This window comes from Streptomyces sp. NPDC030820 (genome assembly GCF_055572075.1).
The window spans coordinates 178,680-191,652 of record NZ_JBVIEB010000009.1 but is presented as its reverse complement, the minus strand read 5'-3'; the positions used below and the strand labels follow the sequence as shown (position 1 = coordinate 191,652).

Genomic DNA, 12,973 nt, shown 5'->3' with positions numbered 1-12,973 from the left:
CGGGGGGTTCAGGGGGAGTTGAGGCACCGGATGAGGTGAGTGCCTCACCACCCCCAAGAGGCTCACAGGTCTATAAGCGCTCCATAAGCAGTGTCAACGCATATGCCGCCAACGGACGTTGGCTTTACTTGCTTATTACGCACCGAGACGTTTGATCGCGTCCGCAGCCTGCTCGATCCGGTCAACCAGGGTGATACGGGACTCCATCGACCGGCCCCGGGCGAGTGCCCGCAACAGCGGCCAGGCCGGCAACTCACGTGTCCAGTGCGCCTCGTCGACCAGCACCATCGCCGTCGGCTCCCCCCGCGACCCGTAGTAGTTCGGCGTTGCGTTGTCGAAGATCTCCTGTACGGTCCCGGCGGCGCCAGGCAGGAAGACCACCCCGGCGTTCGAGCGGGCCAGCAGGCCGTCCTCGCGGGTGGCGTTGGCGAAGTACTTGGCTATGTGCGCGGCGAAGGCGTTCGGCGGCTCGTGGCCGTAGAACCAGGTGGGGATGCCCACCGACGCGCCGCCGCCGGGCCAGCGCTCGCGGACCTCGAAGGCGGCGCGCGCCCAGTCGGTGACGGAGGGCCGGAACGAGGGCGTCTTGGCGAGGAGTCGGAGCGCGTCGTCCAGCATCTCGTCCGGGAAGGGCGCGGCGTATGCGCCGAGGTTCGCCGCCTCCATCGCGCCGGGACCGCCGCCGGTGGCGACCGTGAACCCGGCACGGGTCAGCTCCCGGCCGAGCCGGGCGGCGCCGGCATACGCACCCGCACCGCGCTCCATGGCGTGGCCCCCCATGACGCCCACCACTCGGGCACCGACGAGGAGTTCGTCGAGGGCGTCGGAGACGGCGTCGTCGTGGACCGAGCGGAGCATCGAGGCGAATATGTCGCCGTCGGCCTTGGTCTGCTGGAACCAGGCGTAGGCCTGGGCGTCCGGAGTCGCCTCGTAGCCCTCGTCGAGCGAGTCGAAGAGTTCGCCGGGCGCATAGACGAAACCGCGGTACGGGTCGAACGGCAGCCCCGGGACCGGCGGGAACACCAGGGCCCCGGAGGCGCGCACCGCGGTGGCCGCCTCGGCGTCCATGGGACAGCCGAGGAAGACGGCGCCGGTCGTGTCGGTGGTGAGCAGGACGTCCGTACGGCTCGTCAGATCGACGGCCTGGACGCGGTACTGGACGAGTGTGCCGTGCTCGGCGACGACCTCGTCGAACTCGGCGAGGGACTCGATCTCACGGTCGCGGGCGGCACGGTTCGGCTGGGCGGGTGTCGGATGCACCCGCCCATGCTAGGTGTCAGCCCTGGACCGCGGCCGGGTCCATCCAGATGACCTCCCAGGTGTGGCCGTCGAGGTCGTCGAAGGCGCGGCCGTACATGAAGCCGAGGTCCTGGGTCCGGCCGCTCGGGGTGGCGCCCGAGGCGAGGGCCTTGTCCACCAGTTCGTCCACCTTCTCGCGGCTCTCTGCGCTCAGCGCGACCAGCACCTCACTGGTCTTCGTGGCGTCGGCGATCTCCTTCTCGGTGAAGGTCGCGTAGAACGGCTTGGTGAGCAGCATCGCGACGATGGTGTCGCTGATCACCACGGAGGCGGCCTTCTCGTCGCTGAACTGCGGGTTGATCGAGTAGCCGAGCTCCGTGAAGAACTTCTTCGAGGCGTCGAGGTCGTTCACGGGCAGGTTCACGAAGATCATCTGCTGGTACATGAGGTGTCTCTCCCGAGGCGGTCCGTGGTGGTCCGTGCGTGCTGGGGTCAGCGTGTTCGGTGGGTAGACCGGGGGTCCCGGGAGAACTCATCGGTCGCCGCAGATGTTTTTCACCGGTCCAGGGGGAGAGCCGCCAGGGAGGCGACGGACAGGGTGAGCGGGCCGAACAGCGCCAGCAGGGCCGCCGCGCGCAGCGCCGCGGCCGCGCGCAGCATCGAGGCCGGGGCGCCGAGGCGGAGCAGCGCGGCGGTCGTGTCGGCCCGGCACTGGCGCGTCTCCACGGCCGCGGTGAGGAGGGTGGCGACCGTGCAGCCGGTGACGAGCAGCGCGCCGAGGGTGGTCAGCGGGCCGAACGTCGGTGCCGAGCCGGAGTACGGCGTGGTCATGGCGTAGCCGGCGGACGCGACCGCGCAGACGACGCCGAGCGGGCGGCCGATGCGGGTGGCCTCCGTCATGAGGACCCGTCCGGCCAGGAGGCGGAGGGCGCCGGGGCGGGAGCACTGCAGGAGCCGGCCGCACAGGTGGGTCAGGCCGGGGGCGGCCAGCACCAGGCCGGTCGCGGTGAGGAGCCGGCCGAGGAGCAGGGCGGCGTGCGCGTGGTCGGCGTAGGCCTGGGCGGCGAGACCGGTGGCGAGGAGGGCGACGCCCCAGGGAAGGCCGGTGGGGGCGTCTTTGGGGGGTTGGGGGGTGCCGTCGGTCCAGTCCCCGACCGGGGTGGGGGACTCGGGGCCGGATTCGCCGCCCGGCGAGTCGTCGTTGCCGTCGTGTGCGCCTGCGGGTCGGCGACCGGGCCGCTCGCTGTCGTCGTGTGCGCCCCCCGACTGCTCGTCGTCGGCCATCTGCCCGTGCTCGTCCCGGGAGCCACCGGCCCCCGGCCGCCCACGTGCCCCGAATCTCCCGTAGGCCCCGAAGGTCTCTCGTGCCACCGAGTAGCCGTACGCCCCGAAGCGGCCGTATCTGCGCAGGAGCGGGGTGGCCGGGCGGGGGTCCTTGGGGCGGAGGGTCAGGGCCACCGTGGCCGAGGCGAGGGCCGGGACCAGGCCCAGCAGGGTCAGGGCCGCCGGGACGGGGAGGTGATTGCCCGCGGCCAGGAAGTCCGCCGTCGCGCCGTCGAAGGGCGTGCCCGTGAGGTCGCCGCGCAGGTAGAGGAAGGCCAGCAGGGCCAGCAGCGAGCCCAGTGTGCAGGACAGGGCCGTGGTCAGCGCGGAGATCGCCATCAGACGCGCCGGTCCGAGGCCCACGGCGGACAGCCCCGTGCGCGGCCGGGTGCCGGGGTCGGTGCGGGCGACGGCCAGCGCGAAGTACACGGTGGCGGCGAGCGGCACCGCGCACCAGGCGAGCCGCAGCGCGGCGGCGTCCGAGTGTTCCGGGTGGTTGACGGCGTAGCCGAGGCAGGCCAGCAGGAGGAAGCCGGTGCCGCCGGCCGCCGCCGACACCAGCAGGCGGCGCAGCTGGACGGCGGGCCGGGCCGCCCCGGTCAGACGGAGAGCGACCACGCGGCGCGGCCTTCCGTCTCGGGGGCGTCGGGCAGGTGCACGGTGCTGACGCGCCGGCCGTCCAGCAGGGCCACGGTGCGGTCGGCGAGGGCGGCGGTGTCGGCGTCGTGCGTGCCGAGGACCACGGTGATGCCGTGCGAGCGGGCGGCCGTGGTGAGCGTGCGCAGCACATGGGTGCGGTCGGCGCGGTGCAGCGGAGCCGTGGGCTCGTCGGCGAAGAGGACCGTGGGTGCCGGGGCCAGCGCCCGGGCGATGGCGACGCGCTGGCGCTCGGCCTGCTGGAGTTCGTGCGGGCGGTTGCGGGCCCGGTCGCCGACGTCGAGCCGTTCCAGCCACTCCAGCGCGGCGACCTTGGCCCTGCGGCGGCTGGTGCCGCGCAGCATCAGGGGGAGCGCGGCGTTCTCCCAGACGTTCAGCTCGGGGACCAGCACCGGCGCCGGGTCGATCCAGCCGAAGCGGTCCCGGCGCAGCCGCTCCCGGCGCAGCGGGCCCAAGGTGTGCATGGGCACGCTGTTGAACCACACCTCGCCGCTGTCCACCGGCACCAGGCCGGACAGACAGCGCAGCAGGGTCGTCTTGCCGCTGCCGCGCGGGCCGGTGACGGCGAGGATCTCGCCCACGCGCACGCCGAGCGAGATCCCGGCGAGTCCCGGGGAGCCGTCGGGGTGCCTGAAGTGCAGGGAGCGTGCCCAGAGCACGTCGTTGTCCGGCGGGGCCTCGGCCTCCATGGGCGTACACCTCGGTTCTGATCCGTTTTCCCGTGCCTCATCCCTCGTGTGGGGGAACGAAGGCTGGGCCGATCGGTCACTGGAACGCTAGGCAGCCGTCGTCGGGAGGCCTGACAACACACGGCCCCGGGCCGCCGTTCCCACTCGAACGGACGGCACCGGGGCCGGTGTAGATCAGCTGATCGGACGAATCAGGCTCAGAGCTTGGTCCACGCCTCCGTCAGCGTCGCGCGCAGGATCTGCTCGATCTCGTCGAAGGTCTCCTGGTTGGAGATCAGCGGCGGGGCGAGCTGGACGACCGGGTCGCCGCGGTCGTCGGCACGGCAGTACAGGCCGTTGTCGAACAGCGCCTTGGAGAGGAAGCCGTACAGGACGCGCTCGGTCTCCTCCTCGTTGAAGGACTCCTTGGTGTTCTTGTCCTTCACCAGCTCGATGCCGTAGAAGAAGCCGTTGCCGCGGACGTCGCCGACGATCGGCAGGTCGTGCAGCTTCTGCAGCGTCTGCAGGAAGGCGCCCTCGTTGTCGAGCACGTGCTGGTTGAGGTTCTCGCGCTCGAACAGGTCGAGGTTGGCGAGGCCCACCGCGGCGGAGACCGGGTGGCCACCGAAGGTGTAGCCGTGCAGGAAGGTGTTGTCACCCTTGTAGAACGGCTCGGCGAGCCGGTCGGAGATGATGCAGGCGCCGATCGGGGAGTAGCCCGAGGTCATGCCCTTGGCGCAGGTGATCATGTCCGGGACGTAGCCGAACTTGTCGCAGGCGAACATCGTGCCGAGGCGGCCGAAGGCGCAGATGACCTCGTCCGACACGAGCAGCACGTCGTACTTGTCGCAGATCTCGCGCACGCGCTGGAAGTACCCGGGCGGCGGCGGGAAGCAGCCGCCGGCGTTCTGCACCGGCTCCAGGAAGACCGCGGCGACGGTGTCCGGGCCCTCGAAGAGGATCTGCTGCTCGATCTGGTCGGCGGCCCAGCGACCGAAGGCCACGGGGTCGTCGCCGAAGATCGGGGCGCGGTAGATGTTGGTGTTCGGCACCTTGTGCGCGCCCGGGACGAGCGGCTCGAACGGCGCCTTCAGGCCGGGCAGACCCGTGATGGACAGGGCGCCCTGCGGGGTGCCGTGGTAGGCGACCGCACGTGAGATGACCTTGTGCTTGGTGGGCTTGCCGACCAGCTTGAAGTACTGCTTGGCGAGCTTCCAGGCGGTCTCGACGGCCTCGCCGCCGCCGGTGGTGAAGAAGACCTTGTTGAGGTCGCCCGGGGCGTGGTCGGCCAGGCGCTCCGCCAGCTCGACGGCCTTCGGGTGGGCGTAGGACCACACCGGGAAGAAGGCCAGCTCCTGGGCCTGCTTGAAGGCGGTCTCGGCGAGTTCCGTACGGCCGTGACCGGCCTGGACCACGAACAGACCCGCGAGACCGTCGAGGTAGCGCTTGCCCTTGTCGTCGTAGATGTAGGTGCCCTCACCCCGGACGATGGTCGGGACCGGGGAGTTCTCGTACGAGGACATGCGGGTGAAGTGCATCCACAGGTGGTCGTACGCGGTGCGGCTGAGGTCCTTGGTGCTCACGGTTATCGGGTCCTCACGGTTATCGGGTTCCCCACATGTAGGTCTGCTTCTTCAGCTTCAGGTAGACGAAGCTTTCGGTGGAGCGCACGCCGGGCAGGGCACGGATGCGTTTGTTGATGACGTCCAGCAGGTGGTCGTCGTCCTCGCAGACGATCTCGGCGAGGATGTCGAACGAGCCCGCGGTCATCACCACGTACTCGACTTCCGACATGTCGGTCAGCGCGTCCGCGATCGACTCGACATCGCCCTCGACGTTGATCCCGACCATCGCCTGCCGGCGGAAGCCCACGGTGAGCGGGTCCGTCACGGCGACGATCTGCATCACGCCCTGGTCCAGCAGCTTCTGGACGCGCTGGCGCACGGCCGCCTCCGACAGGCCGACGGCCTTGCCGATCGCGGCGTACGGCCTGCGGCCGTCCTCCTGGAGCTGCTGGATGATGGCGAGGGAGACGGCGTCCAGCTGGGGGGTGCCGCCGTTCCTGGACTCGCGGGTGGAGTCCCTCTGGTCTGCGCTTCGACTGGCCACGAGCTCACTGTGCACGAGGTCTCGACAGTTTCGCAAGCCCCGTTTGATGAAATCCGTTGTTTGAGACTCCCCCTCGTGCGGATTTCGCAGAACTCGCGGGCGTGGGGGTGTTGAAAACGTGGACACGGCGGCTAGGGTGGGTGTCTCAGTGAGTGGACGGAAAGAACCAGATCAGGAGGCCGGCAGTGAGCACCGAGCTGCGTCGTCTGCGCAACTACATCGACGGTGAGTTCCGGGACGCCGCCGACGGACGGACCACCGAGGTGGTCAACCCCGCGACGGGCGAGGCGTACGCGACCGCGCCGCTGTCCGGTGAGGCGGACGTGGACGCCGCGATGGAGGCCGCCGCCCGCGCCTTCCCGGCCTGGCGCGACACCACCCCCGCCGAGCGTCAGAAGGCCCTCCTCAAGATCGCGGACGCGTTCGAGGAGCGCGCCGAGGAACTGATCGCGGCCGAGGTGGAGAACACGGGCAAGCCGATCGGGCTCACCCGCTCCGAGGAGATCCCGCCGATGGTCGACCAGATCCGCTTCTTCGCGGGCGCGGCGCGGATGCTGGAGGGCCGTTCGGCCGGCGAGTACATGGAGGGGATGACCTCGATCATCCGCCGTGAGCCGGTCGGCGTCTGCGCGCAGGTCGCGCCCTGGAACTACCCGATGATGATGGCGGTGTGGAAGTTCGCCCCCGCGATCGCGGCCGGCAACACCGTGGTGCTCAAGCCCTCGGACACCACCCCGGCCTCCACCGTCCTGATCGCCGACATCGTCGGCTCGATCCTGCCCAAGGGCGTCTTCAACGTCGTCTGCGGCGACCGCGAGACCGGCCGGCTGATGGTCGAGCACGACACCCCGGCGATGGCCTCCATCACCGGCTCGGTCCGCGCCGGCATGTCGGTGGCCGAGTCGGCGTCCAAGGACCTCAAGCGGGTCCACCTGGAGCTGGGCGGCAAGGCCCCGGTCGTCGTCTTCGAGGACACCGACATCGCCAAGGCCGTCGAGGACATCTCCGTGGCGGGCTTCTTCAACGCCGGCCAGGACTGTACGGCCGCCTGCCGCGTCCTCGTCCACGAGTCGATCCACGACGAGTTCGTGGCGGCGCTGGCCAAGGCCGCCGAGGACACCAAGACCGGCCGGCCGGACGACGAGGACGTCCTCTTCGGCCCGCTCAACAACCCCAACCAGCTCAAGCAGGTCGAGGGCTTCATCGAGCGGCTGCCCGCCCACGCGCGCGTGGAGGCCGGCGGCAAGCGGGTCGGCGACAAGGGCTACTTCTTCGCGCCGACCGTCGTCTCCGGCGTCAAGCAGGACGACGAGATCATCCAGAAGGAGGTCTTCGGCCCGGTCATCACCGTCCAGACCTTCTCCGACGAGGACCAGGCCGTCGAGTACGCCAACGGCGTGGAGTACGCCCTCGCCTCCTCGGTGTGGACCAAGGACCACGCCCGCGCGATGCGCATGTCCAAGAAGCTCGACTTCGGCTGCGTGTGGATCAACACCCACATTCCGCTGGTCGCGGAGATGCCGCACGGCGGCTTCAAGAAGTCCGGCTACGGCAAGGACCTGTCGGCGTACGGCTTCGAGGACTACACGCGGATCAAGCACGTGATGACGTCCCTGGGCGAGTGAGCTCGGGCAACAGCAGCGCGCGGCCCCCGGACGGGTTACCTTTCCCGTCCGGGGGCCGGCTCACCACTGGTGGCCTGTCAGCGCTCCGACCAGCGCGCCGGGAAAGGCCGCCAGGGTGAGCGCGAGGCCGCCGAGGAACAGCGGGGCGCCGACGAGCACCAGCAGCGGGGAGAGGAAGAGCTGCGTGGAGGAGATCAGCACCGGGTTCCCGCCCGCCACCAGCCACAGCCGGCGGCTCGGCAGCGGGGCGAGCGAATCGCTGGGCACTCCGCGCCGATAGGTCAGCTCGCGGCCGTCCGCATCCACATGGACGTAGTGCTGTTCCCACGGGGTTCTGGTGGAGAAGGTTCTCTCGGTGTGCGAGTAGCGGGCCAGGACCCGTCCCCCTCGCAGGGCACCCCAGCTTTCCCAGGCCGGCATGCACAACACGAACCCGCCACCGGCAAGCCCGAGTCCGAGATTGGTGCCGACCAGGCAGACGAACGCCTGCACCCAGCCGGCCACGAAGCCGACGAGCAGGCCGTAGACGGCCAGTACGGTGAGGGCTGCCCGCAGCAGCAGCTGCTCCGGGGCGTAACGATCCCGCAGCCGCGGCTTCGCCGCCCCGACGGCCGGGATGTGACGGGCTTCGCGTTCGTCTCCCGCTCTCTTTGGCCATGTCCTGGCCCGCTCCGTCCTGTCCCGTGGCTCGGCCGCCGCCGTGTCGTCGGTCGGCGGGGCCCCGACGAGGCGGGCGTTGAGCCGGTTCAGCGCCGCGAGACCCTCGTCCAGCTCCTGCCTGGCCAGGGCCGGGTTCCGTTCGGCCTCCCGGGTGGCCTTCTCATAGGCGTCCAGCGCACGGGCGTACTCGACGGCCATCACGTGCGTGGTCCCCGGACGGTCGGTGGCGAACGGATGCCCGGCCAGCAGCTCGCCGAATGCCGTCAACTGGCCCTGCAAACGGGCCGATTCCTCCCGCGCCTCCCGGCGCCGCTTCCCCAGTGGCAGCACCCGGCCATCGTCCTCCCGGGAAGCGGCCGAGGCACTGTGCGATGTGGGACGAACAACCGGTCCTACGTTTCCGTACCCCGGCAACGGGCCCTGATCGACAGGGTGTCGGGCCGTCGGTGGCACGCTCGACGCAGCGTCGATTGCCGGTCCCTGCGGCGGGACGGCATCCTTCAGGGGTGCCCCGGACTTTCTCTCGTACGTCGCCGATGTCCCGCCGCTCCCTTCTGCGCGCACTTGGCGGCGCCGCCGCGCTCGGTGCCCTGGCCGGCTGTGGGGTGCCCGCCGCCTATGTCGCGCCCGGTGATCGGGCCGTCGCCGACGAGTCCGTGGGCGACAGGAAACTGACCTGGGCGAACTGGCCGTTGTACATCGACACCGACGACCACGATCCCAACCGGCGGCCCACGCTGGAGGCGTTCGAGAAGCGCACCGGGATCTCCGTGGACTACGTCGAGGAGATCAACGACAACGACGAGTTCTTCGGCAAGATCAGCCCCGCGCTGATGAACCATCAGTCCACCGGCCGCGACCTGATCGTCATCAGCGACTGGATGTGCGCCCGGTTCGTCCGCCTCGGCTGGGTCCAGGAGATGGACCGCGCCCACCAGCCGAACGTGGCCAAGTACCTTGAACCGCTGCTCCGTTCGTGCGCCTTCGACGCGGGCCGCCGGTTCTCGGTGCCGTGGCAGTCGGGCATCACCGGCATCGCCTACGACCGCAAGAAGCTGGGCCGCGAGATCCGGCACGTCAAGGACCTCTGGGCGAGTGACCTCAAGGGCCGCGTGACCCTCCTCTCCGGCCTGGACGAGTCCTTCGCCCTCCTCATGCAGGGCAACGGCGTGGACATCACCAAATGGACGGCGGACGACTTCCACACCGTCTGCGACGAGGTGGAGCGCGAGGTACACCGCGGCCAGATCCGCCGCTTCACCGGCAACGACTACACCAAGGACCTGGTGAGCGGGGACGTCCTGGCCTGCCAGGCCTACTCCGGCGACGTCATCCAGCTCCAGGCCGACAACCCCGACATCCGCTTCGTCGTCCCCGAGGAGGGCGCCGAGCTGTGGTCGGACTCCCTGATGATCCCCAACCGGGCCCGCCACAAGGCCAACGCGGAGCGCCTGATCGACTACTACTACGACCCCGCCGTCGCCGCGAAGCTCGCCACCTGGGTCAACTACGTCTGCCCCGTGCCCGCGGCCCGGGACGTCCTGGCCTCCTCGAAGGACAAGGACACCGCGGCCCTCGCCGACAACCCCCTGATCTTCCCGGACTCCGCCATGCGCAGGCGCCTGGTGATCGCCCGGGACATCACCGCCACGGAGCGGGTGGAGTTCGCCGAGCGGTGGAACAGGATCGTGGGGTTGTAACCTGCGGCCCTGGCCGGGTGTGACGAGGATTTTTAGTTGGCACAAAAGAGGGATAGCTGGCACCAAGATCACGGGGGCTTTCAGAGGTGCCGGCGCATCGACTCGATGCAGGTGGCTCGGGCCGCGTTCGATCGGTCCCGGGGGTAGGGGATTCCGAGGTTCATGCCGCTGTCGGTGGTGATCGGTGGTTGCTGCCAGGCGAGGCTTCGAGTTCCACGGTGCGGAGGAACCGCTCGGAGCAGGACACTTGCGGTGTGCGGCAGGCCATCGCCTTCGAACCGCTGCCGGTGGTCTGCGTGATGCCTGACGAGCCACTTCGGCGGAGCGCGTCCCGCTCCCCACGGTGATGGGGACAGTGGAGCCGGCGCCGCATCTTCCACACACGGGTCGCCACCTGGAGGTTCAGCCGGCCCCAGCCGCTGCCCGCCCGCTCCACCCTCCGGCTCTACACCGACGGGCTGATCGAACGCCGCGGCGAATCCCTGGACGCAGGCTTGACCCGACTGCGCCAGCACGCCGCTGCCCTTGCCCGCGAACCCTTGCCCGCCTTCTGTGATGAACTCCTCGCCGGACTCCTCACCGAACGCTACCCCGACGACGTCGCCCTCCTCACCCTGCGCCTTCCCCCACCCGGCCTCGCGGCGCTCCGGTCGCCCGCAGCGACCATCCTGTGATTGGTGGTTACTGTCCAGGTATCGGGTACATGATCCGCATGGAAGTCGGGCGTGGTCGCTCTTCGGATACGGACAACGGCAGCGGGGACAGCGCGGACACCTCCGCTGCGGGCGCGCCGAGCCCGGATGCCCTGCTGCCGACGCTCAGTGAGCGAGACCTGAAGATCCTGCGCTACGTCGGACGCGAGTGGGGGCAGGTGCTGGAGGGTCCCGAAGCGTGGCGGTCCGCGCTGCCGGTGGATCCCAACCTCGGCGGCTACCCGGACGCCGTGCGCCCGAAGCGTTTCGGTCGCTTCGTACCCCTCACCGGCCTGCCAGCCGTCGAGGCAGAAGAGGAAGCTGAGGCCCCACCGTCGCCGCTCGGACGCGTCGGCCACCACGTCCGGCGGGTGCTGCTGGGCCCTCCGCTCGCGGGCACCGCGATCGCCGCCGAGCGGATGCGCAAACTGGTGGCCCTGCCGGTCCTGTCGGCGGACGCCCTCTCCTCGGTCGCCTACGGCCCCGAGGCAATGCTGGCAGTGCTGGTACTCGGCGGCGCCGCCGGACTGCGCTACTCCCTGCCGATCGCCGCGGTCATCGCCTTCATGATGCTCGCCGTCGGCGTCTCCTACCGCCAGACGATCCGCGCCTACCCGCACGGCGGCGGCTCGTACATCGTGGCCAGCGACAATCTCGGACGGGTGCCAGGTGTGATCGCCGCCGCCGGCCTGATGATCGACTACATCATGACCGTCGCCGTCTCGATCGCCTCGGGGGTCGAGGCGATCACCTCAGCCCTGCCCGCACTCGCCCCGAGCGCGGTGGTGATCGGTGTGGCGGTGATCGTCGTCCTGCTGGTGGGGAACCTGCGCGGAGTACGCCAGGCGGGTGCCGCCTTCGCGGCACCCACGTACGCGTTCATCATCGCGGTCTTCACGCTTGTGGCCGTGGGGCTGGCCGACGCGGCCGGCCGCGGATTCCAGCCCATGCCGACGCCCCGGCTTCCGGTCACGGAAGGAGTCACCCTGCTGCTGGTCCTGCGGGCCTTCACCTCCGGATCCACGGCCATGACCGGTATCGAGGCGATCTCCAACGCCGTACCGGCATTCCGCCCGACGGAGTGGCGCAATGCCCGTACGACGCTGACCTGGATGGTCACCGTGCTGATCATCCTGTTCGGCGGCACGGTCGCGCTGGTCCACCTCGACGGGGTGGTGCCGCACGGCAACGAGACCGTCCTCTCCCAACTCGCCCGCCGTACCTTCGGCCCCGGAGTCATGTACGGCTATGTACAGGCGGCGACGGCCGCCATCCTGCTGCTGGCCGCCAACACCGCCTTCAACGACTTTCCCCGCGTGCTGTTCCTGCTGGCACGCAGCGGCCACGCACCGCGCCTATTCCTACGCGTCGGCGACCGGCTCGCCTTCAGCAACGGAATCCTGGCCCTGGCGCTGGCCGCGATCGCAATCTTCGTCGGGTTCGCCGGCAACACGCAGTCCCTGATCCCGCTGTACGCCGTCGGGGTGTTCCTGGCGTTCACCCTGTCGCAGGCCGGCATGGTGGTGCACTGGCTGCGCCACCGCGATCAGGCCCACTGGCGCAAGAGCCTGGCCTTCAACGCCACCGGCGGCCTGCTGTCCGCCATCGTCTTCGTCACCGCAAGCATCACCAAGTTCACCGAGGGCGCATGGGTCGCCGTCCTCGTGATCGGACTCCTCGTCGTGCTTGCCCTGCGCATCCGCCGCCACTACGACCTCTGCACCCAGGCCCTCACCCTGCGCCCCCACGTCATCGAACTGCCCCGACAGTCTGCACCGGGTTCCGGACCGCAAGTGCGGCCGACTGCCATGCCCCCTATGGCAGCGGACACCGAGACGGAGGAACTAGAGGAAGTCGAGAGTGAGGAACGCCCGGAGGAGGTCAACCACCTGGTCATCGTGCCCATCGCCCGGCTCGACCTCGCCGGCATGCGCGCCCTGGCATACGCGGCCTCCCTCGGACAACCTCTCCTGGCCCTGCATCTCAGCCCGACCGAGACCGAGGCGGAACGCTTCCGCGGCTACTGGGCGACTTGGGGCGACCACCTCCCGCTCGAGGTCGTCGTCTCACCCCACCGCGCGATCGTCGCCCCGCTGGTCCACTACATCGAGACCCTGCACCACCAGCGACCCGACCTCACGCTGACCGTGATCCTCCCCGAGATCGTCGTGCGTCACTGGTGGCAACGCGTCCTCCACAACCAGACCGCCCCCCGACTGCGGCGGGCTCTGCGACCACTGCCGAAGATCGTCATCACGACCATCCCGTTCCACCTGCCCAGATAGGCGAGCCGCCAGAAG

11 protein-coding genes are annotated in these 12,973 nt (G+C 70.0%); 4 read left to right on the top strand and 7 right to left on the bottom strand.

Annotated elements, in window-relative coordinates; genetic code table 11:
* Positions 1-135 precede the first annotated feature (135 nt).
* The 6 genes from ACZ418_RS25385 to ACZ418_RS25360 all read right to left on the bottom strand — a co-directional run bounded on the left by ACZ418_RS25385 (position 136) and on the right by ACZ418_RS25360 (position 6,011).
* A complete protein-coding gene (locus tag ACZ418_RS25385; RefSeq protein ID WP_468366923.1) occupies positions 136-1,260 on the bottom strand; it encodes an LOG family protein in 1,125 nt (374 codons plus the stop codon).
* Positions 1,261-1,276: 16 nt separating this feature from the next.
* Complete coding sequence (locus ACZ418_RS25380; RefSeq protein WP_468366920.1) at positions 1,277-1,684, bottom strand: VOC family protein; 408 nt, start codon at positions 1,682-1,684, stop codon at positions 1,277-1,279.
* Positions 1,685-1,794: 110 nt separating this feature from the next.
* The gene (locus tag ACZ418_RS25375; protein ID WP_468366918.1) at positions 1,795-3,180 is read right to left on the bottom strand and encodes a hypothetical protein; all 1,386 of its coding nucleotides are present in this window, start codon (positions 3,178-3,180) and stop codon (positions 1,795-1,797) included.
* The gene (locus ACZ418_RS25370) at positions 3,162-3,908 is read right to left on the bottom strand and encodes an ABC transporter ATP-binding protein (RefSeq protein WP_468366915.1); all 747 of its coding nucleotides are present in this window, start codon (positions 3,906-3,908) and stop codon (positions 3,162-3,164) included. Before ACZ418_RS25370 ends, ACZ418_RS25375 begins: the two co-directional genes overlap by 19 nt.
* Positions 3,909-4,105: 197 nt before the next feature.
* Positions 4,106-5,470, bottom strand: a complete 1,365-nt coding sequence (locus ACZ418_RS25365; protein ID WP_468366913.1) for an aspartate aminotransferase family protein — start codon at positions 5,468-5,470, stop codon at positions 4,106-4,108.
* 19 nt (positions 5,471-5,489) lie between these two features.
* Positions 5,490-6,011: an Lrp/AsnC family transcriptional regulator gene (locus tag ACZ418_RS25360; protein WP_468366910.1), complete on the bottom strand. Its 522-nt coding sequence runs from the start codon at positions 6,009-6,011 to the stop codon at positions 5,490-5,492.
* 170 nt (positions 6,012-6,181) lie between these two features.
* Between ACZ418_RS25360 and ACZ418_RS25355 the strand changes: the two genes are divergently transcribed.
* On the top strand, positions 6,182-7,621 hold the full coding sequence (locus ACZ418_RS25355) for a gamma-aminobutyraldehyde dehydrogenase (RefSeq protein WP_468366907.1): 1,440 nt from the start codon (positions 6,182-6,184) through the stop codon (positions 7,619-7,621).
* A 60-nt stretch (positions 7,622-7,681) separates the two neighbouring features.
* Here the strand turns inward: ACZ418_RS25355 and ACZ418_RS25350 are convergent, their stop codons facing one another.
* A complete protein-coding gene (locus ACZ418_RS25350) occupies positions 7,682-8,611 on the bottom strand; it encodes a LamG domain-containing protein (RefSeq protein ID WP_468366904.1) in 930 nt (309 codons plus the stop codon).
* Positions 8,612-8,787: 176 nt separating this feature from the next.
* On the opposite strand from ACZ418_RS25350, the gene ACZ418_RS25345 reads away from it, so the two are divergent.
* The 3 genes from ACZ418_RS25345 to ACZ418_RS25335 all read left to right on the top strand — a co-directional run bounded on the left by ACZ418_RS25345 (position 8,788) and on the right by ACZ418_RS25335 (position 12,958).
* Complete coding sequence (locus ACZ418_RS25345) at positions 8,788-9,981, top strand: polyamine ABC transporter substrate-binding protein (RefSeq protein ID WP_468366901.1); 1,194 nt, start codon at positions 8,788-8,790, stop codon at positions 9,979-9,981.
* 371 nt (positions 9,982-10,352) lie between these two features.
* The gene (locus ACZ418_RS25340) at positions 10,353-10,655 is read left to right on the top strand and encodes a SpoIIE family protein phosphatase (RefSeq protein WP_468367401.1); all 303 of its coding nucleotides are present in this window, start codon (positions 10,353-10,355) and stop codon (positions 10,653-10,655) included.
* A gap of 29 nt (positions 10,656-10,684) precedes the next feature.
* A complete protein-coding gene (locus ACZ418_RS25335; RefSeq protein WP_468366898.1) occupies positions 10,685-12,958 on the top strand; it encodes an APC family permease in 2,274 nt (757 codons plus the stop codon).
* Positions 12,959-12,973 lie beyond the last annotated feature (15 nt).